Origin of the sequence: Tamlana carrageenivorans, assembly GCF_002893765.1 — a bacterium.
Lineage (GTDB): Bacteria > Bacteroidota > Bacteroidia > Flavobacteriales > Flavobacteriaceae > Pseudotamlana > Pseudotamlana carrageenivorans.
This window is the reverse complement of sequence record NZ_CP025938.1, coordinates 3799150-3826073: the sequence shown is the minus strand read 5'-3', so window position 1 is coordinate 3826073 and position 26924 is coordinate 3799150. Positions and strand designations below refer to the sequence as shown.

25 protein-coding genes are annotated in these 26924 nt (G+C 36.6%); 12 read left to right on the top strand and 13 right to left on the bottom strand.

The genetic code is table 11. The annotated features are described in order from the left end of the window. Positions 1-6 precede the first annotated feature (6 nt). The 6 genes from C1A40_RS16810 to C1A40_RS16785 all read right to left on the bottom strand — a co-directional run bounded on the left by C1A40_RS16810 (position 7) and on the right by C1A40_RS16785 (position 6007). Positions 7-756 (bottom strand): IS1595 family transposase, encoded by a 750-nt coding sequence (locus C1A40_RS16810; protein ID WP_158651399.1) that lies wholly within the window; start codon positions 754-756, stop codon positions 7-9. 224 nt (positions 757-980) lie between these two features. Beyond that, positions 981-1820, bottom strand: a complete 840-nt coding sequence (locus tag C1A40_RS16805; RefSeq protein ID WP_102996906.1) for an ion transporter — start codon at positions 1818-1820, stop codon at positions 981-983. A gap of 34 nt (positions 1821-1854) precedes the next feature. Next, complete coding sequence (locus C1A40_RS16800) at positions 1855-3222, bottom strand: exonuclease domain-containing protein (RefSeq protein WP_102996905.1); 1368 nt, start codon at positions 3220-3222, stop codon at positions 1855-1857. 99 nt (positions 3223-3321) lie between these two features. After that, positions 3322-3981, bottom strand: coding sequence for a YggS family pyridoxal phosphate-dependent enzyme (locus tag C1A40_RS16795; RefSeq protein ID WP_102996904.1), 660 nt, complete (start codon positions 3979-3981; stop codon positions 3322-3324). Between the two features lie 175 nt (positions 3982-4156). Further along, complete coding sequence (locus tag C1A40_RS16790) at positions 4157-5047, bottom strand: 3-hydroxyacyl-CoA dehydrogenase family protein (RefSeq protein WP_102996903.1); 891 nt, start codon at positions 5045-5047, stop codon at positions 4157-4159. Continuing rightward, positions 5048-6007: a Gfo/Idh/MocA family protein gene (locus C1A40_RS16785; protein ID WP_102996902.1), complete on the bottom strand. Its 960-nt coding sequence runs from the start codon at positions 6005-6007 to the stop codon at positions 5048-5050. It lies immediately after the preceding gene. A gap of 158 nt (positions 6008-6165) precedes the next feature. On the opposite strand from C1A40_RS16785, the gene C1A40_RS16780 reads away from it, so the two are divergent. Then, positions 6166-6807 carry a protein-L-isoaspartate(D-aspartate) O-methyltransferase gene (locus C1A40_RS16780; RefSeq protein ID WP_067145826.1) on the top strand — a complete coding sequence of 214 codons (642 nt, stop codon included), beginning with the start codon at positions 6166-6168 and terminating at the stop codon, positions 6805-6807. Here C1A40_RS16780 and C1A40_RS16775 read toward each other — a convergent pair. The 3 genes from C1A40_RS16775 to C1A40_RS16765 all read right to left on the bottom strand — a co-directional run bounded on the left by C1A40_RS16775 (position 6804) and on the right by C1A40_RS16765 (position 8177). Further along, a complete protein-coding gene (locus C1A40_RS16775) occupies positions 6804-7376 on the bottom strand; it encodes a hypothetical protein (RefSeq protein ID WP_102996901.1) in 573 nt (190 codons plus the stop codon). The two genes, C1A40_RS16780 and C1A40_RS16775, sit on opposite strands and share 4 nt — an antisense overlap. Before the next feature lie 53 nt (positions 7377-7429). Beyond that, positions 7430-7888, bottom strand: coding sequence for an SsrA-binding protein SmpB (gene smpB, locus C1A40_RS16770; RefSeq protein ID WP_102996900.1), 459 nt, complete (start codon positions 7886-7888; stop codon positions 7430-7432). Positions 7889-7967: 79 nt separating this feature from the next. Further along, positions 7968-8177, bottom strand: coding sequence for a dodecin (locus C1A40_RS16765; RefSeq protein ID WP_102996899.1), 210 nt, complete (start codon positions 8175-8177; stop codon positions 7968-7970). Positions 8178-8483: 306 nt separating this feature from the next. Between C1A40_RS16765 and lpdA the strand changes: the two genes are divergently transcribed. Together lpdA and C1A40_RS16755 are read left to right on the top strand one after the other, a co-directional pair. Then, positions 8484-9884, top strand: coding sequence for a dihydrolipoyl dehydrogenase (lpdA, locus tag C1A40_RS16760; protein ID WP_102996898.1), 1401 nt, complete (start codon positions 8484-8486; stop codon positions 9882-9884). Positions 9885-10109: 225 nt separating this feature from the next. Beyond that, positions 10110-10730, top strand: coding sequence for a hypothetical protein (locus tag C1A40_RS16755; protein WP_102996897.1), 621 nt, complete (start codon positions 10110-10112; stop codon positions 10728-10730). A gap of 365 nt (positions 10731-11095) precedes the next feature. On the opposite strand, the gene C1A40_RS16750 is transcribed toward C1A40_RS16755, so the two are convergent. The 4 genes from C1A40_RS16750 to C1A40_RS16735 all read right to left on the bottom strand — a co-directional run bounded on the left by C1A40_RS16750 (position 11096) and on the right by C1A40_RS16735 (position 14790). Next, positions 11096-11587, bottom strand: coding sequence for a threonine/serine exporter family protein (locus C1A40_RS16750; RefSeq protein ID WP_102996896.1), 492 nt, complete (start codon positions 11585-11587; stop codon positions 11096-11098). A gap of 3 nt (positions 11588-11590) precedes the next feature. Next, positions 11591-12364 (bottom strand): threonine/serine exporter family protein, encoded by a 774-nt coding sequence (locus C1A40_RS16745; RefSeq protein ID WP_102996895.1) that lies wholly within the window; start codon positions 12362-12364, stop codon positions 11591-11593. 93 nt (positions 12365-12457) lie between these two features. Continuing rightward, positions 12458-13813, bottom strand: a complete 1356-nt coding sequence (locus tag C1A40_RS16740; protein ID WP_102997251.1) for a DEAD/DEAH box helicase — start codon at positions 13811-13813, stop codon at positions 12458-12460. 86 nt (positions 13814-13899) lie between these two features. Then, positions 13900-14790, bottom strand: coding sequence for an aldose 1-epimerase family protein (locus C1A40_RS16735; protein ID WP_102996894.1), 891 nt, complete (start codon positions 14788-14790; stop codon positions 13900-13902). Between the two features lie 78 nt (positions 14791-14868). Here C1A40_RS16735 and pabB point away from each other — a divergent pair, with 78 nt between their 5' ends. The 9 genes from pabB to C1A40_RS16690 all read left to right on the top strand — a co-directional run bounded on the left by pabB (position 14869) and on the right by C1A40_RS16690 (position 26911). Further along, positions 14869-16164, top strand: coding sequence for an aminodeoxychorismate synthase component I (gene pabB / locus C1A40_RS16730; protein ID WP_102996893.1), 1296 nt, complete (start codon positions 14869-14871; stop codon positions 16162-16164). Between the two features lie 79 nt (positions 16165-16243). Further along, entirely contained in the window at positions 16244-17557 is a 1314-nt protein-coding gene (tilS, locus tag C1A40_RS16725; RefSeq protein WP_102996892.1) for a tRNA lysidine(34) synthetase TilS, read from the top strand. Positions 17558-17563: 6 nt separating this feature from the next. After that, positions 17564-19189 (top strand): adenine deaminase, encoded by a 1626-nt coding sequence (gene ade / locus C1A40_RS16720; RefSeq protein WP_102996891.1) that lies wholly within the window; start codon positions 17564-17566, stop codon positions 19187-19189. Between the two features lie 621 nt (positions 19190-19810). Continuing rightward, positions 19811-20773, top strand: coding sequence for a YheT family hydrolase (locus C1A40_RS16715; RefSeq protein WP_102996890.1), 963 nt, complete (start codon positions 19811-19813; stop codon positions 20771-20773). A 100-nt stretch (positions 20774-20873) separates the two neighbouring features. Continuing rightward, the gene (locus C1A40_RS16710; RefSeq protein ID WP_102996889.1) at positions 20874-21329 is read left to right on the top strand and encodes a (2Fe-2S)-binding protein; all 456 of its coding nucleotides are present in this window, start codon (positions 20874-20876) and stop codon (positions 21327-21329) included. Between the two features lie 20 nt (positions 21330-21349). Then, entirely contained in the window at positions 21350-23569 is a 2220-nt protein-coding gene (locus C1A40_RS16705) for a xanthine dehydrogenase family protein molybdopterin-binding subunit (RefSeq protein WP_102996888.1), read from the top strand. A gap of 17 nt (positions 23570-23586) precedes the next feature. Further along, positions 23587-24609, top strand: coding sequence for an XdhC family protein (locus tag C1A40_RS16700; RefSeq protein ID WP_102996887.1), 1023 nt, complete (start codon positions 23587-23589; stop codon positions 24607-24609). A 4-nt stretch (positions 24610-24613) separates the two neighbouring features. Next, complete coding sequence (locus C1A40_RS16695; RefSeq protein WP_158651398.1) at positions 24614-25234, top strand: nucleotidyltransferase family protein; 621 nt, start codon at positions 24614-24616, stop codon at positions 25232-25234. Positions 25235-25417: 183 nt separating this feature from the next. Next, on the top strand, positions 25418-26911 hold the full coding sequence (locus tag C1A40_RS16690) for a xylulokinase (RefSeq protein WP_102996885.1): 1494 nt from the start codon (positions 25418-25420) through the stop codon (positions 26909-26911). Positions 26912-26924 lie beyond the last annotated feature (13 nt).

Here is a 26924-nt window from a genome sequence, read left to right as displayed (position 1 = left end):
GATTTCCTAGGTAACGGCAATTCTTGGTTCTTGTTGAATAATTCTAGTTATTAGAAGACTAAATAAATCCTCTTCTCTATTATTGAACTTGAAGGCGATTTCATCTAAATAGCTCTGTAAATGTTCAGGGCTTACTCGGTGATACTGACCCACAATAGCCCTTTTGATTGTTGTCCAGAAAGAATCCAATCTAGAAGTATTATATTTTCCTAATGACATTATGTTTTTTGAATGATTGAGCTTAACATGTTTTGCATGTGTCTTATGAAGCATTCTATAAGCTCCAAAACCATCTGTAACTACCTCGCTTGCTGTATCAATGTGCTTGTTTAGCAATGGTCTAATGGTTTTTGCATCAGCCTTATCAATCACTATAACTTTCACTAACCCTTCCCGCTGCATCATCCCAAGAACGGGCTTTTTGTGTTCCATTCCTCCAGGATAAATACCGAGTTCCTTTTTATAAGACTTACGCATATTAGTCATGCTTCCTCCAACATAGCTCTCATCTACCTCGACAATACCCTTTAATAGATCATCTGAATCAGAATACATAGCTTCTCGTATGCGTTTTTGCATATACCATGCTGTATTTTTGTTAACATTAATATCACGAGCAAGTTGTAGTGAAGAAATCCTTTTTTTAGCATTAACAATTAAAAATATTGCTGCAAACCATTTGGGTAATGGTAATTTTGAAGCGTGCATTATAGTGTCTACCGTAACGCTAAAAGAACTATTACAGTCCCTGCACAAATGTCTATTTGAATTTTTTCGATTATGAATATGCATGCTTCCACAATGAGTTCAAACAGGCCCATTAGGCCAACGAATAGACTCAAGGTGCTCTATACACGCTTTCTGAGTACCAAAACGTGAGACGATTGAAAGTATTGATTCTTGTTCCATTTCTCTAAGATATATATTTTTTGCCATATTCTAGGAAATCGCCGCCAGAGCGGGGTAACGCCCAAAAGGCCTTAAAGTTTTTCGCTACATTGGTAACAAAATTTTGCGCCTTCCCGATGGTTCTCAGCCAAACAGTTGGGGCAAATTTTTTGAGGGATTTCTGCTGGGTTTTGGTCGCTATTTTTGGTGCTCGATGCTTGGTTGCTGTATTCTACAGATACGATACCCGTTGGAACGGCAATAATGCCATAACCTAAAATCATAATAAGGGCGGCAATAAATTGTCCTAATGGGGTTTGTGGCGCAATATCGCCAAAACCTACGGTGGTAAGGGTTACGATACACCAGTATACACTTTTCGGGATGTTAGAAAAACCATTTTCTTCGCCTTCAACCATGTACATAATGGTGCCTAATATAACGGCAATTATAAGTACGGCAAACAGGAAAACTGAGATTTTGGCGCGGCTGGCTTTTAAGGCGTTTAAAAGGTTATTGGAAGCGCCTAAATACCGACCTAGTTTTAAAATTCTAAAAATACGAAGTAACCTTAGAGCACGTAAAGCCGCTAAGGCATGAATTCCTCCTAAGAATAAAGAGATGTATTTTGGTATGGTAGACAGTAAGTCGATGAGCCCGTAAAAACTAAAAATATATTGCCAAGGTCTTTTTGCTGTTACCACTCTAAGAATGTACTCGACGGTAAAGAGAATGGTGATAATCCACTCCGAAATATTTAAAAAGGTATGATAATGCTGGTCGATACTTTTCACACTTTCTAGCATAACAAGTAAAATACTAGCGATTATGGTATAGAGTAAAATAACATCAAACAGTTTTCCAGCTGGTGTGTTTGTACCGTAGATAATAACAAAAAGCTTGGTTTTCCAATTTTTTTTAGGCGTCGTCATAACATCAAAAATAAGAAAAGTATTGTAGGTTTTGCTATTTGTCTATGACTACAATTTTTAAACGCTTGTTTCTTCGCATATAGCTTTGGATAATATGTTGTGCATCGCGATTATTTTCCATGGGCGTGATAATGGATTCGAGAACTTCGAGATTATTAATTTGGTAGTTTAGGTTGAAGAACCCGATGCCTTTAAAAACGCCGTTTTCAATAAGAATTGCGCTGCGCTCATCAACTTCGCGACCCCGATCTACAATTACCATGTTTTTATTGGCGTAACTGTATTTGTCGATTAAGGCAAGCACACGTTTGTTATAATCTTCGGGCGATTCCTCTTGAATACAGGCACCATGACAGCTTTTTATATCGTAATGAAAGCAACTGGTTTTAGTTTTATATATACCTGCAAGTTTCTGGCAGAGTTGAAATTCTTCAACGGCTCGGGTGATAAAGCTTTTACCACTTTGCATGTTGCTAAAAGTGGTTATGGCTTTTTTTCGACCATCGGCCTTATCTATTTTTAAATTGATATAACCGTTTTCGTCTACAAATTGATAAAGTGCATAATTGAAAATGGAACGACGTAAAGCACGATTAAATCTGGGCTTTAAGCGTTTTATAGCTTCGCTCTCTTTTAACAGTGCCACCAATTCACTGCCTGTGGCTTCGTAGGTAACAGAGGCTACTTTAGCTTGGATACGTTTTGCTTTGGTATTGTTATTTGTAAAATGCTGATTGATGCGTTTTTTAATATTATTGCTTTTGCCTATATAAATAATCTCGCCATCTTCTTGGTGTATGTAATAAACGCCTGTAATGGATGGCATCTCGGCAATAATATCTAAATGTTTAGGTTCTAGTTTTTGTTTCGGACTCGTTTTTATAGCGTTTTTAATGATGGTTTTATTGGTGTCTTTATCCAGAAGTAATTTGAATAATTTCACCGTTGCCAAAGCATCACCCGAGGCACGGTGTCTGTCGGTAACAGGAATGCCTAAAGAACGCACTAACTTGCCGAGACTGTATGAGGCTTGTCCGGGAATTAAATCTTTAGCCAGTTCTACAGTACATAAGGATCGGCGTTCGTACTCAAAACCTAAGCGTCTAAATTCTGTACACAGAATGCGGTAATCGAATTGGGCATTATGAGCGACTAGAATACAATCTTCGGTAATTTCAACAATGCGTTTGGCGACTTCGTAAAATTTAGGTGCATTGCGTAGCATGTTGCTGTTTATTCCGGTAAGATTCACCACAAAGGGCTGAATTTCACGTTCCGGGTTAATCAAGCTTATAAATTGATCGACCACTTCATGACCGTCATATTTATAGATGGCTATTTCGGTAATGCCTTCTTCATTAAATTTCCCTCCCGTTGTTTCTATGTCTAATATGGCGTACAAAAATTGTTTATGCGTTTATTTGTTTTTTGTTTAACTGTCTGACTTCATTGTGAAATCAATACTCTTTTTTTAAATTCACTATTCACTATTCACTATTCATTATCGAACTCCAAATATACTACTTCCAACACGAATCATGGTGCTGCCACAAGCGATAGCTAATTGATAATCGCCACTCATCCCCATGGAAATGGTTTGCAGTTTACAGTTTTCGTTTTCTATGTGTTTTAGGGATTCAAACACCGATTTTAAGCTGCTGAACTCTGCCTTTACTTGGTTTTCATCTTCCGTAAAAGTTGCCATACCCATGAGCCCGGTTACTCGAATATTTTTTAATGCTGAAAAGGCTTCCGATTTTAAAATCGCTTCAGCATCACTTGGCGTCATACCAAATTTTGAATCTTCCGAAGCTATTTTTATCTGAAGCAAACAATCAATAATGCGGTCGTGTTTTTTGGCTTGCTTATCAATTTCATTTAATAGCTTCACATTATCCACACCGTGAATTAGGTTGACAAATTCGGCCATGTATTTCACTTTATTGCGTTGCACATGGCCAATCATATGCCACTGAATATCTTTAGGCATGGTTTCGTGTTTTTCAACCATTTCCTGGATTTTATTTTCTCCAAAAATGCGTTGTCCAGTCTTGTAAGCTTCCATTAAATCGCTTACAGGTTTGGTTTTAGAAACCGCTACCAAAGTAACATGCTTTGGTAAGGTTGCTTGTATGTGTTTCAGGTTTTCTGAAATAGTCATTATTAGCTTTTTTTTCTCGAAGCTTTAAAAGCAACAAGGGTTTTAAGGTTTAGCTGTCATTCAGACGAAGTATGAGGAAGAATCTCTATATAGTGAGATTTCTCGTCTTTCGTTCCTCCTTCCTTCGAAATGACAAAAAACTTAAAATATATTATTTTTTATATTGTAGTTCAGGTCATTTTAAAAACTGAGTAGCAATTTTTTCGGCTTTTTTACTTTCCGAGTAATCGTAAAAACCTTCGCCAGACTTAACGCCTAATTTTCCAGCACGAACCATATTTACTAATAGGGGGCAGGGAGCGTATTTCGGGTTTTTAAAGCCGTCGTACATCACATTTAAAATAGATAAACAGACGTCTAAACCAATAAAATCGGCTAATTGTAAAGGTCCCATAGGGTGCGCCATGCCCAGTTTCATTACGGTATCGATTTCATAAACGCCAGCTACGCCGTTGTATAAGGTTTCAATCGATTCGTTAAGCATGGGCATCAAAATGCGGTTGGCAACAAATCCAGGATAATCGTTGACTGCTACTGGTACTTTGCCCAAAGTTTCAGAAAGATCCATGATGGTTTTAGTAACCGAGTCGCTGGTATTATACCCGCGAATAATCTCTACCAACTTCATAATCGGTACAGGATTCATGAAATGCATGCCAATAACTCGCTCCGGGTTTGAAGTAGCCGCTGCAATTTGTGTAATGGAAATGGACGAAGTATTAGTGGCTAGAATGGCTGGTTCTAAGCTCGCTTCGTCTATGTCTTTAAATATTTTGAGTTTTAAATCTAAATTTTCGGTGGCCGCTTCAACGATTAAATCGGCTTTAGCAACACCTTCTTTTAGATTCGTAAAGGTTTTTATATGGTTTAGGGTAGCTGTTTTATCGGTTTCTGAAATTTTTTCCTTAGCAAGCATACGGTCCAAATTGGTGGTAATGGTTTGCATGCCTTTTTTTATGGCCTCAGGATTTACATCAATCAACTGTACATCAAAACCGCTTTGCGCAAAGGTATGTGCGATACCGTTGCCCATAGTTCCTGCACCTATAATTGCTACATTTTTCATCTAGAAACAATTTATAATTTGAGTAGCTACGCGAAGTGCTTCAGTGCCATCGTGTAACGAAACAATAGGTGTTTTATTGTTGTTTATAGCATCAGCAAAGGTTTCTAATTCGTCTAAAATCGAATTATTATCTGGAACCTCAGGGTTATCAAAGTAGATTTGTTTTTTAACACCTTCAGCATTTTGAAGAATCATATCAAAATCTCCAGGGTTTTCTGGAGCGTCTTTCATTTTTACCACTTCACATTTCTTAGTTAAAAAATCTACCGATATGTAGGCGTCTTTTTGAAAGAATCGCGCTTTACGCATATTTTTTAGTGAAATACGGCTAGCGGTTAAGTTAGCAACACAGCCATTTTCAAACTCCAACCTCGCATTAGCAATATCTGGGGTGTCGCTAATAACAGAAACGCCACTAGCAGAAATGTGTTTTACTTTGGATTTTACAAGACTAAGAATAATATCGATATCATGAATCATTAAGTCTAAAACCACGGGCACATCGGTACCACGAGGATTAAATTCTGCCAAGCGATGTGTTTCAATAAACATGGGCGCATTAATATCGTTTTTTGCGGCTATAAAAGCTGGGTTAAAACGCTCTACGTGCCCCACTTGGCCGCGTAAATTATTTTCGGCAAGCAGTTCACGAATGTGTTCGGCTTCCTCAACGGTATTGGTGATGGGTTTTTCTATAAAGATGTGTTTACCTTTGGCGATGGCCTTTTTGGCACAATCGTAATGCGAAAGTGTTGGGGTTACAATATCTACAACATCTACAGCTTCTATTAGGGCATCAATTGAGTTGAAAAATTTATATCCAAATTCGGCTTCAACCTTTTTACCATTTTCTTCATCGGCATCATAAAAACCAACAAGATTATATTTTTCAGATTGATTAAGAAGTCTTAAATGAATTTTACCTAGGTGTCCCGCACCTAGTACTCCAGCTTTTAGCATAATTTTTTAGGTTTTCAACAAAAATAAGATAATTAAAGTATGATACTGGGGATTTAAGTTTATTTTTTGGTCTGATAAAAAGTAAAAATAAAAATATAAAAAATGGTTTTGCACTTAAGCAGCTTCGCGTATTTTTGTAGACCAAACTCCCAACCAATTTGAAAGATACATACAGACATCAAGGTTTACGACAACAGCTTGTCAATGTTTTAATTAGCAAAGGCATAAAAGATCAAAATGTATTGAAGGCGATAGGAAATATTCCTCGTCATTTATTTATGGATTCTAGCTTTTTAGACCATGCTTACCAAGATAAAGCCTTTCCTATTGCGGCCGATCAAACCATTTCGCAACCTTATACTGTAGCTTTTCAATCGGAATTACTTCAAATAAAACGTGGCGATAAAATTTTAGAAATAGGCACCGGAAGCGGCTACCAAACAGCCGTTTTATGCGAGTTAGGTGCTAGGGTTTATAGCATTGAGCGTCAAAATGAACTGTTTAAGATTACCAGTCGTTTTTTACCAAAATTAGGATATCGTGCTAAAAAGTTAATTTTTGGTGATGGTTATATTGGGTTGGAGGAAGAAGCGCCTTTCGATGGCATTATTGTAACAGCCGGCGCTCCTTTTGTTCCTAAACCGTTATTGAAACAATTAAAAGTAGGAGGTAGGCTCGTGATTCCTGTGGGTGATGATGTGCAAATCATGACCATGTTTACCCGAAAAGGTCCAAAAGAATTCGAACAAGAAGAATTTGGAGAATTTAGATTCGTGCCGTTGTTAGAAGATAAAAACTAGATTTTTTTTCGAGGCGGCAAATAATCTCTAGGGATGAGGTTGCGATAAGTTTCATGGGTCCAATAAATATTGATAATCCACCAACGCTCTTCATCGTATAAAAGTTGAATGCTGTTAATGCCTCTTAAAAAAGGTTCTTCGTCTGAGGTTTTATGGTAGGCTTCAAACGTACTAAAGGCATGGGCCATATTGCCAAATATTTCAGTTTTTCTGTGAATTTCATTTTGGATGAAACCGTTGTTTTTAAACCAATCACTAGATTTTTTCTTGTATTCATCGGGTGATAAATATCCCACGTGGTAAACCCCCATTTTGTCTTTTCCGCAAGGAATTAATTTGGCATCTTTTTTAAATAAATACTTGAATTGTTTCCAGTTTCTAACCGTGTCCTTTTTAGCAGAAATGACTTTATAAAAACTTTTTATGGTGCCGTCAAGAGTTAACACGGCTTCTTTATCTATTTTGAATTCTACTTTTTTTACAGCAGTCGTATCGGTTTTGGTAGCGTCTTGGGCTTGTAAGCTAAATACTGTAGCAAAAACAAAAAGTAAGGATAGATTTTTTAGCATGAGGTTAGAATTGATTTTTTTATCCGCATCAAATTTAAAGCCAAAGGTCTGTACTACTTGTATATTTTTTTAACGCGGTCTAAGTTTCTTTTGTTATCGCGATCCTTAATTGTTTCACGCTTGTCGTATAACTTCTTACCCTTAGCTAAAGCAATATCGAGCTTAGCATACCCCTTATCGGTAATAAACATGCGCAAGGGAATAATGGTAAGCCCTGTGTTTTGAACTTCCTTTTGTAATTTTTTTAATTCCCTTTTGTTTAATAAAAGTTTGCGTTCGGCTTTGGGTTTATGGTTGTAGTAGGTACCATAAATATATTCCTCAATGGTCATATTAATCACAAAGAGTTCGCCTTTGTCATTAAATTCACAAAAACTTTCGGCTATAGACGCACGACTGTTTCTAATCGATTTTATTTCGGTACCCGTTAGCACTATGCCTGCTGTGTACTTGTCTAAAATTTCATATTGAAACCGCGCCTTTTTATTCTGTATGTTTATCTTTTTCTGCATGAAGCACAAAACTAAACAATTTTTAATTTGTGTCTTAAATATTGTGCGTTTTCATTGCATAAATTGTAATGGCTTTATTTTAATCGTTCATGGTAAAGCCTATTTTAAGCGTTACCTGCCAACGACCCACTTTGTCGTTTTCAATATTTCCTCGGGTGTTAGTCACCTCAAACCATCTTAAGTTTTGAATACTTTTTGAGGCTTTAGCTAAAGCATTAGAAACGGCATCATCGCTAGATGTGTTTGATGTTCCTACAATTTCGATAATTTTATAAATATGATCTTCCATGATATATGATTTATTTAAGGATTAATACTTGTAAAATATGAAAAAAACTGATGAATATGTTGTTTTTAAAGTTATAATAAAGAGATGCAACAATGTTTGTGTTAAAATATTAAGTTAATCACATACGAAAACGTTATAGAAATATTTTGGTATTTAGAATGATTATTAAGATAATTAGGAAAATTTATCAGCTTAAATTTAGAAATTGCCAATTCAACTTATAAACCCTTGTTTTTTATTGTTGAAGCGTAAAACATTCGTATTTTTGGTTCTGACATTAACTTAAGATAATTACAAAAATATATTATGAATTCATACGATGTAGCCGTTATCGGCTCGGGTCCTGGAGGATATGTAGCCGCAATACGTTGCGCACAATTAGGCATGAAAACGGCCATTATAGAAAAGTACGCAACCCTTGGCGGAACCTGTTTAAATGTGGGATGTATCCCGAGTAAAGCGCTTTTAGATTCTTCACACCATTATGAAGATGCCGTAAAGCATTTTGAAGAACATGGTATTGAAATTCCAGGTGACATTAAAGTGAATTTGGAAAAAATGATCGCTCGTAAACAAGCCGTTGTCGATCAAACTACAGGAGGTATCGATTTCTTAATGAAGAAAAATAACATCGATGTTTATCAAGGTTTAGGAAGTTTTAAAGATGCCACGCATATTACTATTGCTGGTGAAGAAACAACCGAAATTGAAGCTAAAAACACCATTATAGCTACAGGAAGTAAGCCATCTAGCTTACCGTTTATTAAACTAGATAAAGAACGTGTTATTACGTCTACCGAAGCTTTAAAATTAAAAGAAATCCCTAAACACTTAGTTGTTATTGGTGGTGGTGTTATTGGTTTAGAGCTTGGTCAGGTGTACAAACGTTTAGGTGCCGAGGTTACTGTAGTGGAGTATATGGACCGTATTATCCCAACTATGGATGCTGGTTTATCTAAAGAACTTAACAAAGTACTTAAAAAGGCGAAGTTTAAAATGAACTTGTCTCACAAAGTAAAATCTGTTGAAACCGTAGGAGACGAGGTTATTGTAAAAGCAGATAATAAAAAAGGCGAAGAGGTAGAAATTAAAGGGGATTACTGTTTAGTTTCTGTGGGGCGTCGTCCTTATACAGACGGTCTTAATGCTGAAGCTGCTGGTGTGAAATTAGACGAAAGAGGTCGTGTTGAAGTGAATGAGCACTTACAAACAAGTGCTTCTAATATCTATGCTATTGGTGATGTTGTTAAAGGAGCGATGCTAGCGCATAAAGCTGAAGAAGAAGGCGTTTTTGTTGCCGAAACTTTAGCAGGACAAAAACCTCACATCGATTATAACTTAATTCCAGGTGTGGTTTATACATGGCCAGAAGTTGCTACAGTTGGTAAAACTGAAGAGCAATTAAAAGAAGCTGGAGTGGCTTACAAGACAGGATCTTTTCCAATGCGTGCTTTAGGTAGAAGTAGAGCGAGTATGGATTTAGACGGATTTGTAAAAATCTTGGCCGATAAAAATACAGATGAAATTTTAGGGGTACACATGGTTGGAGCTCGTGCTGCCGATATGATCGCTGAAGCGGTTGTTGCTATGGAGTATCGCGCTTCCGCGGAAGACATCTCTCGTATGTCTCATGCGCATCCTACATTTACTGAAGCGATTAAAGAAGCAGCTCTAGCAGCTACTGAAGATCGTGCACTTCATATTTAATTTTTAGAGATTTTATTCTATCATACAAAACGAGGCAGTTTCATTGAAGCTGCCTCGTTTGTTTATGATGGAGTTTTCTATTGTTCACTACTCATAATAATTTATGAGCTGATTTATTTTGTTATATGTGATGGTTATTGGCAAGCTAAAAAAAATTAATAAGAAAAGAGAATTTAATATTTTGCATAAATCAATGTCACGTAACAAATTAATATATTTGATTCTATGAGTATACCTAATGTTCCAACCGACAACATTTATAAATTTTCCGCGATATTTGGATTGATAATTTTTGCAGCCTCAAATTATTTATATCAAGCATTCGATAGAAATATTCATGATGCTAAAATTCAAAGAGAATTATCTTATAATAAAAGAAGAACGGATAGTATCTTTTTAAATAATACTATTCAAATGTTTAACATGCGAATGGAAATGCTTAATAATAGATTAAAGAAAATATCAGAAAATAATCTTTATATTGAAGATATTTTGCCAGAAAATGCTGGAATTAAAAATGATTTTCTAGAAATACATAAAGTCTCTAAAGAATATGAAAATTCAATTATTGAGAGTTATAAGAGAGATACTGACTTAGAATATTCTAAAAATGAACAAAACAAATATAAAGTGTACGCTATTACATGCATGATTTTTGGTATTGTTCTAATCGCATGGGGGTTTTCTAGTTGGTACTTCAAGCATCAAATTTACATTGATGCAGAGGTTAAATGCAATGGTCAAACATTCAGAGATTTATTGAAGAATGCAAACAACAATTCTAAATCCAAGCCTGAACAAACTGACTCGAATGATGAAACTCCAATAGGTGAATCAATTAGCTAATTTCAACAATAATTATATTAGAATTTAAAAGTAGAACGGAATAGAGCCAGTCGCCAACAAGGTTTGTAATTAATGGCTAGTTCGAGTTTGTTTATGAAAATCTTATCAGAATTTATATTCGGTTTTATATGCTTATACACGCCACAAATCATAAACGAAACCGTTTGAAGAAATTTAAAAATGAGGAACTTTTAAAACTTAAAAGAAAATATTGTTATCGGAATTAGACTCAGAAATTAAACGGAATACCGACAATGAAATTCTGTCACCCTTGCAAAGGAATTTGGATTCTTATCTTAAATCAAAGGGCAAGTTGTTATTTTGTCAGCTTCGCAATTAATTGTTCATCACTGCTTTCAAATACCCTATTTCTTTCGCAACTGCTTAATACTCCCTTTATTCATTACTAGTAGAGGCAACGCCACTCCAAAAGTTAATCCTATTAATACATAAATCATTTTAAATCCGTGAGAAAACATGGCGTCTATGAGTAAAAGGCGCTTTTCGGGATCGGTTTCTACAAACACAAAATGCATTAAAGATAAAATGGTTTCATAGGCAAAATAACCGGGAATCATAGGAATCATGGTAGGAATAGAGAAAACTACTGGTGGATGATGAATTTTATGGGCGATAGGAATGCTTGCCCAGCCTACAAATGAAGCGGCTGCCAAACTAGCCAATGCAATATGATGACCATGGTGTAAAATGCTAAATTTGATTAATCCTGCTAAAAAACCTAAAATAAAAATGCTTAAAATGGTTTGTTTGGGTACGTTGAATAAAATACCAAAACCCACAGCGGCTACCCCAGACCAAAACGACACTTCTAATAAATGTAATAAAATTTCAGTCATACTTTAAACGCGGTTTATTGAAAAAATAGACATGGCCAAAAACAAACCTGTTGCAATGGCTAAGACGATCATTAGTCCAACTGCAAATCGAGCCAGTCCGTTTAAAATATTGTTTTCTAATAAATCGGTAAACGAATTGATTAGAGGCACTCCTGGAATTAAGAACAGGATGGAAGTGGCCAATGCGGTTTGTGGCTTAGCCCCAATATCAAATACAATACCCAATGAAGCCACTAACGAAGCCGTGAGTGAAGCCAAAAATATACGAACGTATAAATTGTAATGTCTTTTATGTACTTGTTGTGAAACAAATAGCCCTGTAAAAGCGCTCACAAAAGCGACGGTCATATTAAGGTAGTCGCCTTTAAAAATATTGCAAAACCCAGCAACAGCAAAACTTACAGCAATTAAAACGACAATGTTGGGGTATTTGTCTAAGCCTTTAATGCGTTCGATTTCAGTTGTTATTTTGTCGATGTCCCAGTCTTCGCGCTGTGCTTTCCAACTGGCTTTACTAATTTCCGAAATGGTTTTAAAGTTTATGGCATGCGGAGGTAAATTGAATACTCTGGTGTCGCTAACTTTAGAGGACTCATCCGTTAAGGTCATAATAATGGTTTTCTGATGAATCCATGTGTGAACCGTAAAGTTTAAAGCAGAGGCAAAACGATTAATACTTCTTTGTATTCTACTGGTGTTAGCTCCAGAAACCATTAAAAGAGATGCGATTTCTAAAAGTAAATAGGCAGTTTTAGCAAACTTTTCAGAATCTGACATACATTAAACGACGTTTATTTTGTGTAACATGACCTAGCTCTCTCTGTGTGTTTAGAAAAAGATAATTAAAGTTACAATAAATTAAGGAAAATGCTACTTTTTCTTATTGCGCTTATTGTAATTTTTATCGCCTCTAGTTTTAGGCTTTTTGTATTTAGCAGCGATTTTAAATTTATAAGAACCACCTAAATTTTCTTTAGAATTTTTAGCCGATTTCTCATGGAATGCAGGTCCAGGAGCATCCTCGTCTTTACGCTTTGTAGGGTTGTTGCGCTCTTTTATTTGCGGACGCTCTTCCTCAATAAGTTCTGTTGAAATTTGCACTTCCTCAGGCATTTCCAATACCGGAATTTGCATTTTCATTAAGCTTTCAATGGCTTCAATAGCATCCTGGTCTTTTTCAGTTGTAAAAACTAAAGCTTCACCCAAACGTTCAGCACGACCGGTTCTACCAATACGGTGCATGTAGTTTTCAGGATATTCTGGGGTATCAAAATTAATAACATGTGATACATTATCGATATCCAATCCGCGTGCCATCACATCGGTAGCAATTAAAATACGGTTGTGACCTTCTCTAAACTGTTCGATGCTTCGTAAACGGTAATTTTGCGTTTTGTTAGAGTGAATCACGCATAATTCTTCTTTAAAAAATTCGTCTAATTGCTCAAATAAACGGTCTGCCATACGTTTAAATGCCACAAAAATAAGCACCTTATTATACTGCTCGGTGTCTTGAAGTAAATTTGTAAGCAGGTTCACTTTTGTGTAAAAGTTAGGCACTTTGTAACGAACTTGATTGATGTTTTCTAGTGGTGTTCCTGAAACAGCAATGGATACACGTTCTGGATTTTTAAAGAAATCATTAATTAATAAATCCACATCCTGAGTCATAGTTGCCGAAAACATGATGTTTTGTCGGCGTTCCGGAAGAATATCGAAAATATTGATTAATTGGTGTCTAAATCCTAAGTCTAACATCACATCTACCTCATCAATCACTAATTTCTGAATGGATTTAAGTTGTAACACACGACTCAAAGCCAAATCGTATAAACGGCCTGGCGTGGCTACTAATATGTCTAAACCTTCGGCAATGGCTTGTTTTTGCGTGTTAATGTTGGTACCGCCATAAACCCCAAGCACACGATTATTAATGTATTTGGATAGTTTTTCAATTTCTTCAACCACTTGTACAACCAATTCACGGGTAGGCACTAATACTAAAACCCTCGGGTTTTCTTGTCTGGAATATTTTAAATTTTTTAAAATAGGCAACATGTAGGCAAAGGTTTTTCCTGTACCTGTTTGTGCGATACCAATCACATCTTTTCCTGAAGCCACCACATTAAAGGCTTGCTCTTGGATGGGCGTAGGGGTTGTAAAACCTAAATCATCAAGGGCATTATATAATGGTGTGTTTAAGTTTAAATCTTGAAAATTTGCCATAAAAAGAAGGTTTCCGTAATTATTGTGCCAACCAAACAAGGTTTTAGCGTACTATTTAGCTGGCAAAGTTACGCTTATTATTCTATTTATGTTAAATGCGTTGTGGCAATTTCAATTGAATAGCTTGCTAAGTAAGACTTCTGAGCTTCAAGTTTTATAATCCCTTCTTTGGATTTAAAATCCTGATTGGTGTTTTCATGGTCTGCAATGCCTAGCCATGGCTCGATACATACATAATCACCCGTAGGTTTTGCCCAAATGCCTAAATACGGATAGTCAGGGTAGCTAACCGTTAAAATGGGGCCATGATTCTTACTGTGCAATACTACTTTTTTAGATTTTAAATCTTTAAAAACTAGGGCATCGGCACGAAATAAATCATGAGTTAGCTGTAGTGTTTTTGTGTTTTTGAATATGGTTTTAGTTTTAGAAGAAATCAGTCCGTTTTCCATGTTAATCATATGGGTTTTGGCGTTTTCTTCTTGTTCAAATTCTAAGGTGTAATCCTCGTAATCGTCATTTTGAAAAACAGGACATTTAAAAGCAGGGTGTCCGCCAAGCGAGAAATATATGGGTGTGGAGTCCATGTTTTTAACCTCGTGCGTGAGTGTTATTTTGTTTGCCTCTAAAGTGTAGGTGAGAAAGAATTCAAACTTAAACGGATAGATTTTTAACGATTTTTCGCTGTAACCCAGTTTAAAAGTTAAGCTATTCTCAGATTGTTTGTGAAGTGTCACATCAGGGTTGTTTCTAACTAAACCGTGTTTTGGTAGCTGGAATGATTGCCCTTCAAACATATATGTGCCATCTTTTAAGGCGCCAATAATCGGAAATAAATTGGGCGCATAACTGTTCCAAATCTCAGGGTTCGCATCCCACATAAAGTCAGTTTGATGATTTTTAGCACGTATTTGGCATAATTCGGCACCTGTTTTTTTTACAGCGATTTCCAGGTATTCATTTTCTAAAGTAAACATGACAGATTATTTAAACTAAGTTACAAATCTTGCAATTTTTTAAGTATTCTAAGTAACTTTACAGCATAAATTTTAAGCTTGAGAACAAAACAAATTTATCATTTAGATGATGTTGCTTTATTTAAGGAAAAAGCCTTGCAGTGGAGTTTGCAATACGACGACTTGGTTTGGCTAGATTCTAATCAGTATGATGAAAAATATTCAAAATACGATGCGGTTTTAGCGGTTGATGCTTTTACCTGTATTCAAACCGATTATTTTCAGGCTTTTGAAAAACTGAAGGAATATCAGAGTTTAACTAAAGACTGGATTTTCGGGTATTTAACTTACGATCTAAAAAATGATGTTGAAGTACTCCAGTCTGAAAACTACGACGGCTTAGGGTTTCCCGATTTATACTTTTTTCAACCTAAAAAACTGTTTCTCTTTAAAGGTGAATCAGTTGAAATTCAATATTTAAAAGCAGTTGATGATGAGCTTGAAACCGATATAAAAGCGATTCATAAATTTGAAGACAAAAGTCAGGACAAGGCATCTGAAGCCCTAAAAATAAAATTACGCATTCATAAAGATGCTTACTGCGAGAAAGTGAATGCCATGCTAAAACATATTAAGCACGGTGCTATTTATGAAGCTAATTTTTGTCAGGAGTTTTACGCCGAAAACACGCAAATCAATCCATTAGAAACTTATAATAAATTAAATAGCATCTCCAAACCACCTTTTGCGTCTTTCATTAAAATGAACGATAAGTTTGTGCTAAGTGCCTCGCCAGAGCGTTACTTAAAAAAGGATGGTGTGCATGTCATTTCACAACCTATAAAAGGCACGGCTAAACGATCTAAGGATCAGGAAAAAGACGAACAGCTAAAAAGCGATTTGTCTAAAGACGAAAAGGAACGCAGCGAGAATATCATGATTGTCGATTTGGTGCGCAACGATTTATCTAAAACCGCCATAAAAGGCAGTGTAAAGGTTGAAGAACTGTGTGAGATTTATACTTTCGAGCAAGTGCATCAAATGATTTCCACGGTAACTTCAACGGTTGAAGCCACCACGCACCCAGTCGATATTATTAAGAGTAGCTTTCCAATGGGAAGTATGACGGGGGCTCCAAAAATTTCAGCCATGAAAATCATTGAAAATCTCGAAGAAACCAAACGCGGCGTCTATTCTGGAGCTATTGGTTATTTTACCCCGCAAAACGATTTCGACTTTAATGTGGTTATTCGAAGTATTCTTTATAACCAAAGTAATGGTTATGTGTCTTATTCGGTGGGAAGTGCGATTACAGCGAAAAGTGATGCCCTTCGTGAATATGAAGAGTGCTTGATAAAGGCTAAGGCGATGCGTACGGTTTTAGAAAAGCCATAATCATATGGGGTAAAGAGGTCGTTTTCTTTGCTAACCGATTAATCCACGAAATAATATTACAAGTTGTATATTTATTACCATGTTAGAAGGATTCAAAAAACACATTGAAAATCATTTTCATTTTTTAAAAGAGAAGAAGCTGCTTATCGCCATTTCAGGAGGTATAGATAGTGTGGTTTTAACGCATTTATGTGATAAAGCAGGGCTCAATATTACTTTGGCGCATTGTAATTTTAACTTGCGCGGAAAAGAAAGCGATGCCGATGAATCTTTTGTGAAACAATTGGCAGATAAGCTGAATTTAGAGGTTTTTATACAGCATTTTGATACTGAAAAATACGCCAAAGATGAAAAGCGTTCCATACAAATGGCAGCTCGTGAATTGCGTTATAATTGGTTTAATGAATTATCGGAACAATTGGGTTTCGACTATATTTTAACAGCCCATCATGCCGATGATAATTTGGAAACTTTTTTAATTAATTTCACCAGAGGAACTGGTATTGAAGGCTTAACAGGTATTCCCGAAGTCAACCAAAAGTTTGTAAGACCTTTATTGAAGTTTTCGAGTGCTCAGATCCACGTTTTTGCTGAGGAAAACCAGATCGCTTGGCGCGACGACAGTAGCAATGCATCGGTAAAATACCTCAGAAATAAACTACGTCATGAGGTGATTCCTATTTTAAAAGAAATCAATCCGAGTTTGTTAAATAGTTTTGAGAACACCCTTCATAATTTACAAGGCGCTTCCGATATTATTGATGAGTCTATTAATGATTTTCTGAGTAAAACGATTGAGAATATAGACGATACCACCGTAAAATTTAAAATTTCAGAATTCAAAAAAAAGGCACAACCTAAAGCCTTTTTATATGAAACCTTTAAAGATTTTGGTTTTACAGCCTGGGACGATATTTTAAATCTGCTGGATGCCGAAACCGGAAAACAAGTGCTATCAAATACATACCGCTTAATTAAGAATAGGGATCATTTATTGCTGAGCGATATAGCTCAAGATGCAACCGGAAATATTTCAATTTCAGAAGAAGAACAGTCTAAGAAAACGCCTTTTGGAACTTTAGTTTTCAGTCAGGTTGATGCCGTTTTGGAAACTTCACTAGAGGTGATTTATGTTGATCAAAACTTATTAAATTATCCTTTAACCTTAAGAAAAAAACAGGAAGGCGATGTGTTTTATCCTTTGGGAATGACGGGTAAAAAGAAATTGAGTAAGTATTTTAAAGACGAAAAAATGTCTTTGCTAGATAAAGAAAATGTCTGGTTGTTGTGCAGTGGAGACGCTATTGTTTGGGTGGTCAATAAACGCGCTGATAACCGCTTTAAAGTGACTTCAAAAACCACATCCATTTTAAAAATAGAAATTAAAAACTAAATCATTTTGAAACTACAAGGGCAGATTGTCGACATCCATCAAAAACGAATTTTTAAAGGGGAAATAACCTTCGAATCAGGAAAAATTATTTCTATAGAAGAAAAGGGTCATGAGGTGAATTATTATATACTTCCTGGATTTGTAGATGCTCATATTCATATTGAAAGTTCTATGTTGGTACCTAGCGAATTTGCAAAAATGGCAGTCGCTCATGGTACGGTTGCTACGGTTTCCGATCCGCATGAAATTGCCAATGTTTTAGGTGTTGAAGGCGTGGAATTCATGATTGAGAATGGTAAAAAAGTACCCTTAAAATTTAATTTTGGAGCGCCATCTTGTGTGCCAGCTACCAGTTTTGAATCTGCTGGTGCTGAAATTAATGCCGAAGACATCAAAAAACTTTTAGAGCTAGACGATATAAAATATTTAGCCGAAATGATGAATTACCCAGGGGTGATTTTTGATGATGAAGAAGTGCTAAAAAAAATAGCCTGGGCAAAGCATTTTAACAAACCTGTTGATGGCCATGCGCCAGGACTGGTTGGGGATAAATTAACCAAATACATTAATGCTGGAATTTCAACCGATCATGAAAGTTTTACCTATGAAGAAGGCTTAGAAAAGCTTCGAAAAGGGATGAAAATCTTAATTCGTGAGGGCAGTGCGGCCAAAAACTTCGACGCATTAATCGATTTGGTGCCTGAACATTTTGAAAATATGATGTTTTGTAGCGACGATAAACATCCCGATGATTTGATGCTTGGTCATATCAATCAATTGTGTGCTCGGGCAGTGAAAAAAGGCATGGATCTGTTTAAGATTTTACAAATGGCCTGCATAAATCCGGTTAAACATTATACCCTAGATGTGGGAACCTTGAAAGTTGGAGATGTAGCCGATTGTATCGTTGTTGAAGATTTGGTGAATTTTAAAACCCTCCAAACTTATATCGATGGGACTTTGGTGTTTAATGATGGCAGATCATTAATTTCGCCAGTTTCATTTGAAAATTTGAATAACTTCAACTGCGATTTAAAAGAAGTATCCGAGTTTAAAGTGATGTCTTCCGCAAAAGAAATACGTGTTATTGAAGCTTTAGAAGGGCAGTTAATCACGAATGAAATTATTGAATCTGTAACTATTGACAACGGAAATTTAGTTTCAAATACAGATAAAGATGTTCTAAAAATGGTGGTTGTTAATCGTTACCAAAATCAGCCTCCAGCTTTGGCTTTTATTAAAAATTTTAATTTAAAGGAAGGCGCTATTGCAGCTTCAGTTGGGCATGATTCCCATAATATTGTTGCAGTTGGTGTTAGTGATAAGGCCATTTGCAAAGCCGTTAATTTAATTATTGAACATAAAGGTGGTGTTTGTGCTGTTTCTAATTCAGATTCAAAAATTTTACCACTCCCAGTGGGAGGTATCATAAGCGATCAAGACGGCCAAACGGTAGGTAAAGCTTATGCCGAACTCGATAAAATGGCCAAACAATTAGGCAGTACCTTAAATGCACCGTATATGACGCTTTCTTTTATGGCTTTATTGGTTATTCCGTCGTTAAAATTAAGTGATAAAGGTCTTTTTGATGGAACGCATTTTAAGTTCGTTGATTTGGAAGTGGAAGGTTAAAAGGTTTTAAAGACTCAAAGTTGGATAGTTTCTTAGCCAACAGTCAACAGTTAAAAGTTTGTTTGAAAACGCATTGTCATTCGGACGAAAGGAGGAATCTTTAAGTGTCAAGCCTGAATTAGTTAATATTGGAGCTACAGAGCTACAGAGCTACAAAGTTTCAAAGTTGGATAGTTCCTGAGTCAACAGTCAAAGGTCAACAGTCAAAGATCAACAGTCAACAGTTAAAAGTTTGTTTGAAAACGCATTGTCATTCGGACGAAAGGAGGAATCTTTAAGGGCCAAGCCTGAATTAGTTAATATTGGAGCTACAGAGCTACAAAGTTTCAAAGTTGGATAGTTCCTGAGTCAACAGTCAAAGGTCAACAGTCAACAGTTAAAAGTTTGTTTGAAAACGCATTGTCATTCGGACGAAAGGAGGAATCTTTAAGTGTCAAGCCTGAATTAATTAATATTGGAGCTACAGAGCTACAAAGTTTCAAAGTTGGATAGTTCCTGAGTCAACAGTCAAAGGTCAACAGTCAAAGGTCAATAATCAACGGTCAACAGTTAAAAGTTGAAGAGTTTCATAGTTAATAATAAAAAGTTAATTTTACTTATATCTAATATCCAACAACCAATATGCCCATAATCGAATCCACATACAAACCTTCATTTCTGTTTAAAAACGGTTTCGTTTCAACGGTGTACTCTGGTTTATTTCGTCGTGTACAATTAACACAGGAGCGGGAACGCATTACTTTATGCGATGGTGATTTTCTTGACTTAGATTGGAGTTATGCTAAGGGGAAAACTGATAAACTCATCATTTTGCTTCACGGATTGGAAGGCAGTGGAAACCGACCGTATATGACGGGGGCAGCAAAGCTTTTTAATGAAAATGGTATCGATGCCGTTTGTGTGAATTTTAGAGGGTGCAGTGGTGAAACCAATTTGAAATTTAGAAGTTACCATTCGGGAGCTACCGAAGATTTGGTAGATGTGATTTCACATGTTTTAAACGAAAAAAAATATACCGACGTTTATTTAAAAGGCATCAGTTTAGGGGCAAACATGATTCTTAAATATTTAGGTGAACGCGAAGCAGTTCCTCAAGAAATTAAAGCGGCCATTGCTGTTTCGGCACCATGCTATTTATATGGTTCTGCCAAGGAATTGCATACCATCAAGAATAAATTATATCACGATAGGTTTTTGAAACACCTTTCCAAAGCCTTAAAAAATAAGCAAAAACGTTTCCAAGAAGATTTAAGTTTGGAGCAGATTGAAAGCATAAAAACCTTGTTCGATTTTGATAACATATACACCTCAAACGCTCATGGTTTTAAAAACGGATTAGATTATTACGAGCAAGCGAGCAGTTTGCAATTTCTTCCCAAAATAAAAACACCAACACTTATTATAAATGCTTTAAACGACTCGTTTCTTTCTCATGAGTGTTACCCCGTTAAAGAAGCTAAAAACAATCCGTTTTTACATTTAGAAATGCCTAAATATGGCGGGCATGTGGGATTTATTTCTAAAAAAAATGTGTATTACAACGAAAAACGGGCGCTGGAGTTTGTGCAAACTATGGTAAAATAGGTTGGTCTTTGGTTAATTTTATTACAGTTAGGTACCTGTTAATGTTATAAGTTAGCTTTTCTTAGTCTGTGATTTTTACTAACTTCAAACAAAAAGGAAAATGCCAACCTATCAGTTAAAAATAAATAGAAAAACCTATACCGTTGAAGCCGAGCTGGATACACCGCTTTTGTGGATTTTAAGAGATCACTTAAAACTTGTCGGCACCAAGTTTGGCTGCGGTATTGGGCAGTGTGGCGCTTGTACCGTACACATCAATGGTACGGCCACCCGTAGCTGTTTGTTAGAGGTGCCTTTTGCTGTAAATGTAGAAATTACAACCATTGAAGGCCTCTCCAAAGATGGTGATCATCCCGTTCAGCAAGCATGGAAAACCATGGATGTACCGCAATGTGGCTACTGTCAGGCAGGACAAATTATGACAGCTTCTGCTTTTTTACAAAGAAATCCGAATCCCACAGATGAAGAAATAAGAAACGCTATGCATGGTAATATTTGCCGTTGTGCAGCTTATAATAACATTGAAGAAGCTGTTAAATTAGCTTCAAAACAATAAATTTAACCAGTTCTAAAAACATGAAATCTTCAAACAAAAAAGTATTTAGTAGAAGGGCTTTTTTAAAATCTTCAGCATTAGCTAGCGGAGGTATGTTAATTGGTTTTAATTTGTTTCAAGCATGCAAAACAGATGCAGAGGTGCCTGTTGATATCAGTAAAATTCACTTTAACGATTTTAACGCCTTTATTAAAATTTCCGATGAAGGTATCGTTACCATATTTTCTCCAAACCCAGAAATTGGTCAGGGGGTTAAAACCTCCATGCCTATGATTATTGCCGAAGAATTAGATGTGGACTGGGAAAACGTTTATGTAGAACAAGCGCCTCTAGATACAAAAAATTACACGCGACAGGTTGCTGGTGGTAGCCAATCTATAAGGAGTTCTTGGGAGCCATTAAGACAAACGGGCGCTACAGCTAAACAAATGCTCATTAATGCCGCAGCAAAAGAGTGGCAGATTTCTCCCGAGGAATGTACCGCTAGATTGGGGGTTATTTCCAATCGAACAGGGGATACATTAGGTTACGGTGATGTCGTAAAACTTGCCGCAACCTTAGAGATTCCAGAAAATGTTAGCTTAAAAGATCCTAAAGATTTTAATATTATTGGTAAAGGCAAAGGGAATGTTGATGTCGATAAAATTGTAGTTGGCGAGCCTTTGTATGGTATGGATTATTCCGAAGATGGCATGCTTTACGCATCGGTTTTAAGGCCACCGGCATTCGGTCAGAAACTGGAATCTTATGATGCTTCTGAAGCTAAAAGATTGCCCGGTGTTGTCGATGTTATAACTATTGGGGAAAAATATAGGGCTTACAAAGCGGCCGGACACAAGAGTTGGGCAGCACAATTAAGCAGCAGTGATAAAGTCGTGGTTATTGCTAATACCACTTGGGATGCCTTTCGGGGTTTAAAAGCAATTAAAGCCAATTGGGTAGCGGAATCACCTTTAGAAAGTACCGAAGATTACGACGCTAAATTGTTAGCCTTGTTAGGAGGTAATAAATTCAATACCAGAAGGTCAGATGGTGATATTAAAAAAGCTTTCGCGGAAGCAGATAAAGTGGTAGAACGTACCTATGAGGCACCATACTTACCACACAACTGCCTTGAACCTATGAATTTTTTTGCACATGTTACCGATGAAAAAGTACGCCTCATTGGACCTACACAAACGCCTGAAGAGGCAGCAAAAAGTATCGCTCAATTATTGGAGCGGGATTTGGAAACTGTAGAGGTTAACATGACACGTATTGGTGGTGGTTTTGGAAGAAGGCTTTATACCGATTTTGTTTTTGAAGTGGCCGAAATTGCCGATACTGTTCGAAAACCCATAAAAATGGTATCTGCTAGAGAAAACGATATGACTACGGGAGTATACAGACCTGCGGTGAAATATCGCATTGCTGCAGCCATTAAAAACGGAAAAATTACAGGCTATCACCTTAAAGAGGCCTGTGCTAATGGCAGTATGTATGGTATTATTGCCGATTTTTTTCCAGCTGGCGCCATAGAAAATTATCAGGTGGATAGTGCAACCTATAAAAACAGTATTACCACCGGGGCATGGCGAGCCCCATACACGAATTTTTTGGCTAGTGCTGAACAGAGTTTTTTCGATGAATTGGCTCAGGAGTTGAACATAGATCGCATTCAATTACACTTAAATTTAATTCAAAATGTAAAAGGCACCCCAGACGAACGCATTCAATACAGTCCGGAGCGTCTAGAGGGCGTAATAAAATTGGTCGCCGAAAAAGCAAAATGGGGACAAACTAAACCAGGTGTTTACCAAGGTTTTTCAGTGTATTATAGTCATAATACCCATGTTGCCGAAATAGCTGAAATAGTTCTGGAACATGGCAATCCGATAGTTAAAAAAGTGACTTGCGCTGTAGATTGCGGCATTGTGGTAAATCCTACTGGGGCGTTGCAGCAAGCTAAAGGCGGGGTGATTGATGGTCTTGGGCATGCTATGTACGCCGATTTATCCTTTAAAGACGGCGTGCCACAATCCAATAATTTTAATAACTATCAATTAATAAGAATGGCAGAAACGCCAAAAGTTGATGTATATTTTGTAGAAAGCGATTTGGCACCAACGGGACTGGGCGAACCTACTTTGCCGCCCATAGGCGCAGCGGTTTCTAACGCCATATATGCCGCAACAGGAAAACGAATTTATAAGTTTCCGCTTATGAAACATTTTAATGAGCAAGAAAAGGTATTGAGCTAATTAACGGAAAGCATTTTATGACTCACGAATTTAAAAATATCGTAAAAGCAGCTGTCGAGGCGAAGGAATGCGGATTAAAATCGGTGTTAGCTTCTGTTGTAGATTTAGATGGTTCTTCTTATCGCAGGCCTGGGGTTAGAATGCTTATTACTGAAAACGGCACGCTCACAGGAGCGGTAAGTGGAGGTTGTGTTGAAAAGGAAATTGTTTTGCAAGCCGAGTCTATTTTTAAAACAGATATAGCAAAAATAATGACCTATGATGGTAGATACCGCCTGGGTTGTGAAGGTGTTTTGTATATTTTAATTGAACCATATGAACCGCATGTTTCTTTTGAAAGTGTTTTTAAAACTTGTTTAATGCTTAGAAAGTCTTTTCAGTTAAAATCGTATTACGAAAAAGAGGTGAAAATGTCAAAGGCCTTCGGAACTATGGTTCATATAGATGATGAAGTGTATCCTTTAAACCCTCGTTTGAAAAATCAGCAACTAGATAAGAAATCAATATTTAGTCAAACCATGCCGCCATGTTTTAAACTGATTATTATTGGTGCCGAACACGATGCTGTGCAATTGTGTAAATATGCGGCGTTAACAGGGTGGGAAGTAATTATCGTATCTAATATAAAAGAAAATAAATCAATAAAAGAATTTCCTAGTGCAGAAACCTTATGGGCAACAACACCTGAAACGGTAGATTTTAGTTTGGTAGATCAACAAACAGCTGTTGTGCTTATGACTCACAATTTCGCCTACGATTTAAGGTATTTAGTGGCACTTTCAAAATGTCATCCTAATTATATCGGTGTGTTAGGCCCAGCCAGACGACGAGAAGATTTGTTATCGCAACTTATGACTTACTGTCCCGAGTTGGATACCGAGTTTTTGGATTTAGTTCATGGTCCCGCAGGGTTAAATATAGGTTCTGAAACACCTCAAGAGATTGCTGTGTCTATTGTTTCAGAAATTTTAGCCATCACCAGGAATAAACATCCCATGTCCTTGAGTGAAAAACAGGGACGTATCCATCAAGAAAAATAAGGCTTTGCTTCAGTCAGATTCAAATATAGCCATCGTTGTTTTAGCTGCAGGGGAAGCTTCAAGAATGGGAAGTCCAAAGCAACTATTGTCGTGGGGTGAAGGGAGTCTTATTACACATGTGGTGCAACAAGCACTTTGTACGTCTTCTTCAGAAGTTATAGTGGTTCTAGGGGCGCATTTTGAGGCTGTTCATCATACCATCAGTGACTTTCCTATTACTATTTTACACAATCAAAATTGGCAAGCAGGACTTAGTGAGTCTATAGCCTGTGCTGCTCAATATCTTCTTAAAGAAAATAAAGCCTACCAAGGTGCGCTATTTCTATTAGCTGATCAACCTTTAGTGAGCTCAGAATATATAAATATGATGATTGAAAAATTTAAACCTCATCAAAAATGTATTTTGACTTCTACATACACTGATGGTAAAAAAGGGGTGCCCGTTCTGTTTGATGCGTGTTATTTTAAAGGCTTAATCGAATTATCTGCTCATAACGGCGCACATCATTTCATAAAAAATCAGGAGCTTTTTGTACAGTCGATTAATATGCCCTTTGAAAACTTGGATATCGATACCAAACAAGATTATATCACTTTATATCAGCGGTATTTCGGGTCTAAATAGCAGGCTGATTATAGAAGTTACGAAAACCTTTAAGTTATACTTGTTGGTTTATAATTGTTTGTTTTTTAGTAACTTATGTGTTTTTGGGTTTTCTCCAATTTTCTCGATTTTAGCTGTTTAAGTAGCAGTCAACGCTTCTTATAGCTAACTTTGAAACACTCCAACAACTAAACACATTATATTTTGTATTACTTAGGATACGATTTAGGAAGCTCATCTGTTAAAGTGGCCATTGTAGATGCTGCTACAGGACAACAAATTGTTTTATTAAACGAGCCTTCCAGCGAAATGGAAATATTAGCGCCAGAGTTAAATTGGGCAGAACAAGACCCCAATATGTGGTGGCATTACGTTTGTGCGGCTACAAAACGTGCTATAAAAGAAACGAAAATTGATGCTTCTAAAATTCAAGGTATTGGTATATCATATCAGATGCATGGTTTGGTTGTAGTTGATCAAGCTGGTGAGCCGCTTAGAAATTCAATTATTTGGTGCGATAGTCGTGCAATTGAAATAGGTAATAAAGCCTTCGGTGATTTAGGTACTGAAAAATGTACGGCCGATTTACTGAATTCCCCAGGGAATTTTACAGCATCAAAATTAAAGTGGGTGCATGATAACGAACCTGAGGTCTATGCTAAAATTTATAAGTATATGTTGCCTGGCGATTTTATAGCATCAAAATTAACTGGTGTTATAAATACGACTAAAAACGGACTGTCAGAAGGGATTTTATGGGATTATAAAAAGGATGAAGTAGCCAATTGGTTATTAGAATATTATGATATCGATACCGGGTTAACCCCAAACATTGTAGAAAACTTTACCGTGCAGTGTTTAGTGAACGAAAATGGAGCAGCAGACACAGGATTGCCTGTTGGAATTCCTATAGTTTACCGTGCTGGCGACCAGCCTAACAATGCCCTTTCACTAAACGTGTTTAATCATGGTGAAGTGGCCGCTACAGGAGGAACTTCCGGTGTTATTTATGCGGTAACCAATCAGAAAAAATCTAAAGAAGCCTCAAGAATAAATCATTTCGCCCATGTAAATTATACGAAAGAAAATTCCAATTTAGGGAAATTACTGTGTATTAATGGCGCGGGCATTCAATACCGATGGCTAAAAGATAATTTGGCTTCAAATACCTATGAAGCTATGAATGCGAAGGCTAGCGAGGTTCCTGTAGGAGCCGAGGGTGTTTGTATAATACCTTTTGGAAATGGTGCCGAACGCATGCTAAACAATAAAACCGTAGGTACGCAACTTTTAAATCTGAATTTGAACAAGCATCATGAAGGACATTTATGTCGCGCAGCGCTTGAAGGTATCGCTTTTTCTTTCGTTTATGGTATGGATATTTTGAAGCGTGATCATGCCGAAATTAAAGTCATTCGAGCAGGAAATGATAACTTATTTAGATCCGAAATCTTTTCAAATACCGTCGCTACATTAATTGGTCATGATATTGAAATTTACAACACAACAGGTGCCATTGGAGCCGCCAGAGCAGTAGGGTTAACTGACGGTGATTTTAAGAAATTTGGCGACCACATTACTAATAACGATCACGTGATGACTTACATACCCTTGGGGAATAAAGAGCCTTATGTTGAGGCTTATCATACATGGAAAAAACAATTAGAGCTTTTTTTACAAGAAAAAGAAAATAAATAAAAACTAAATTAAT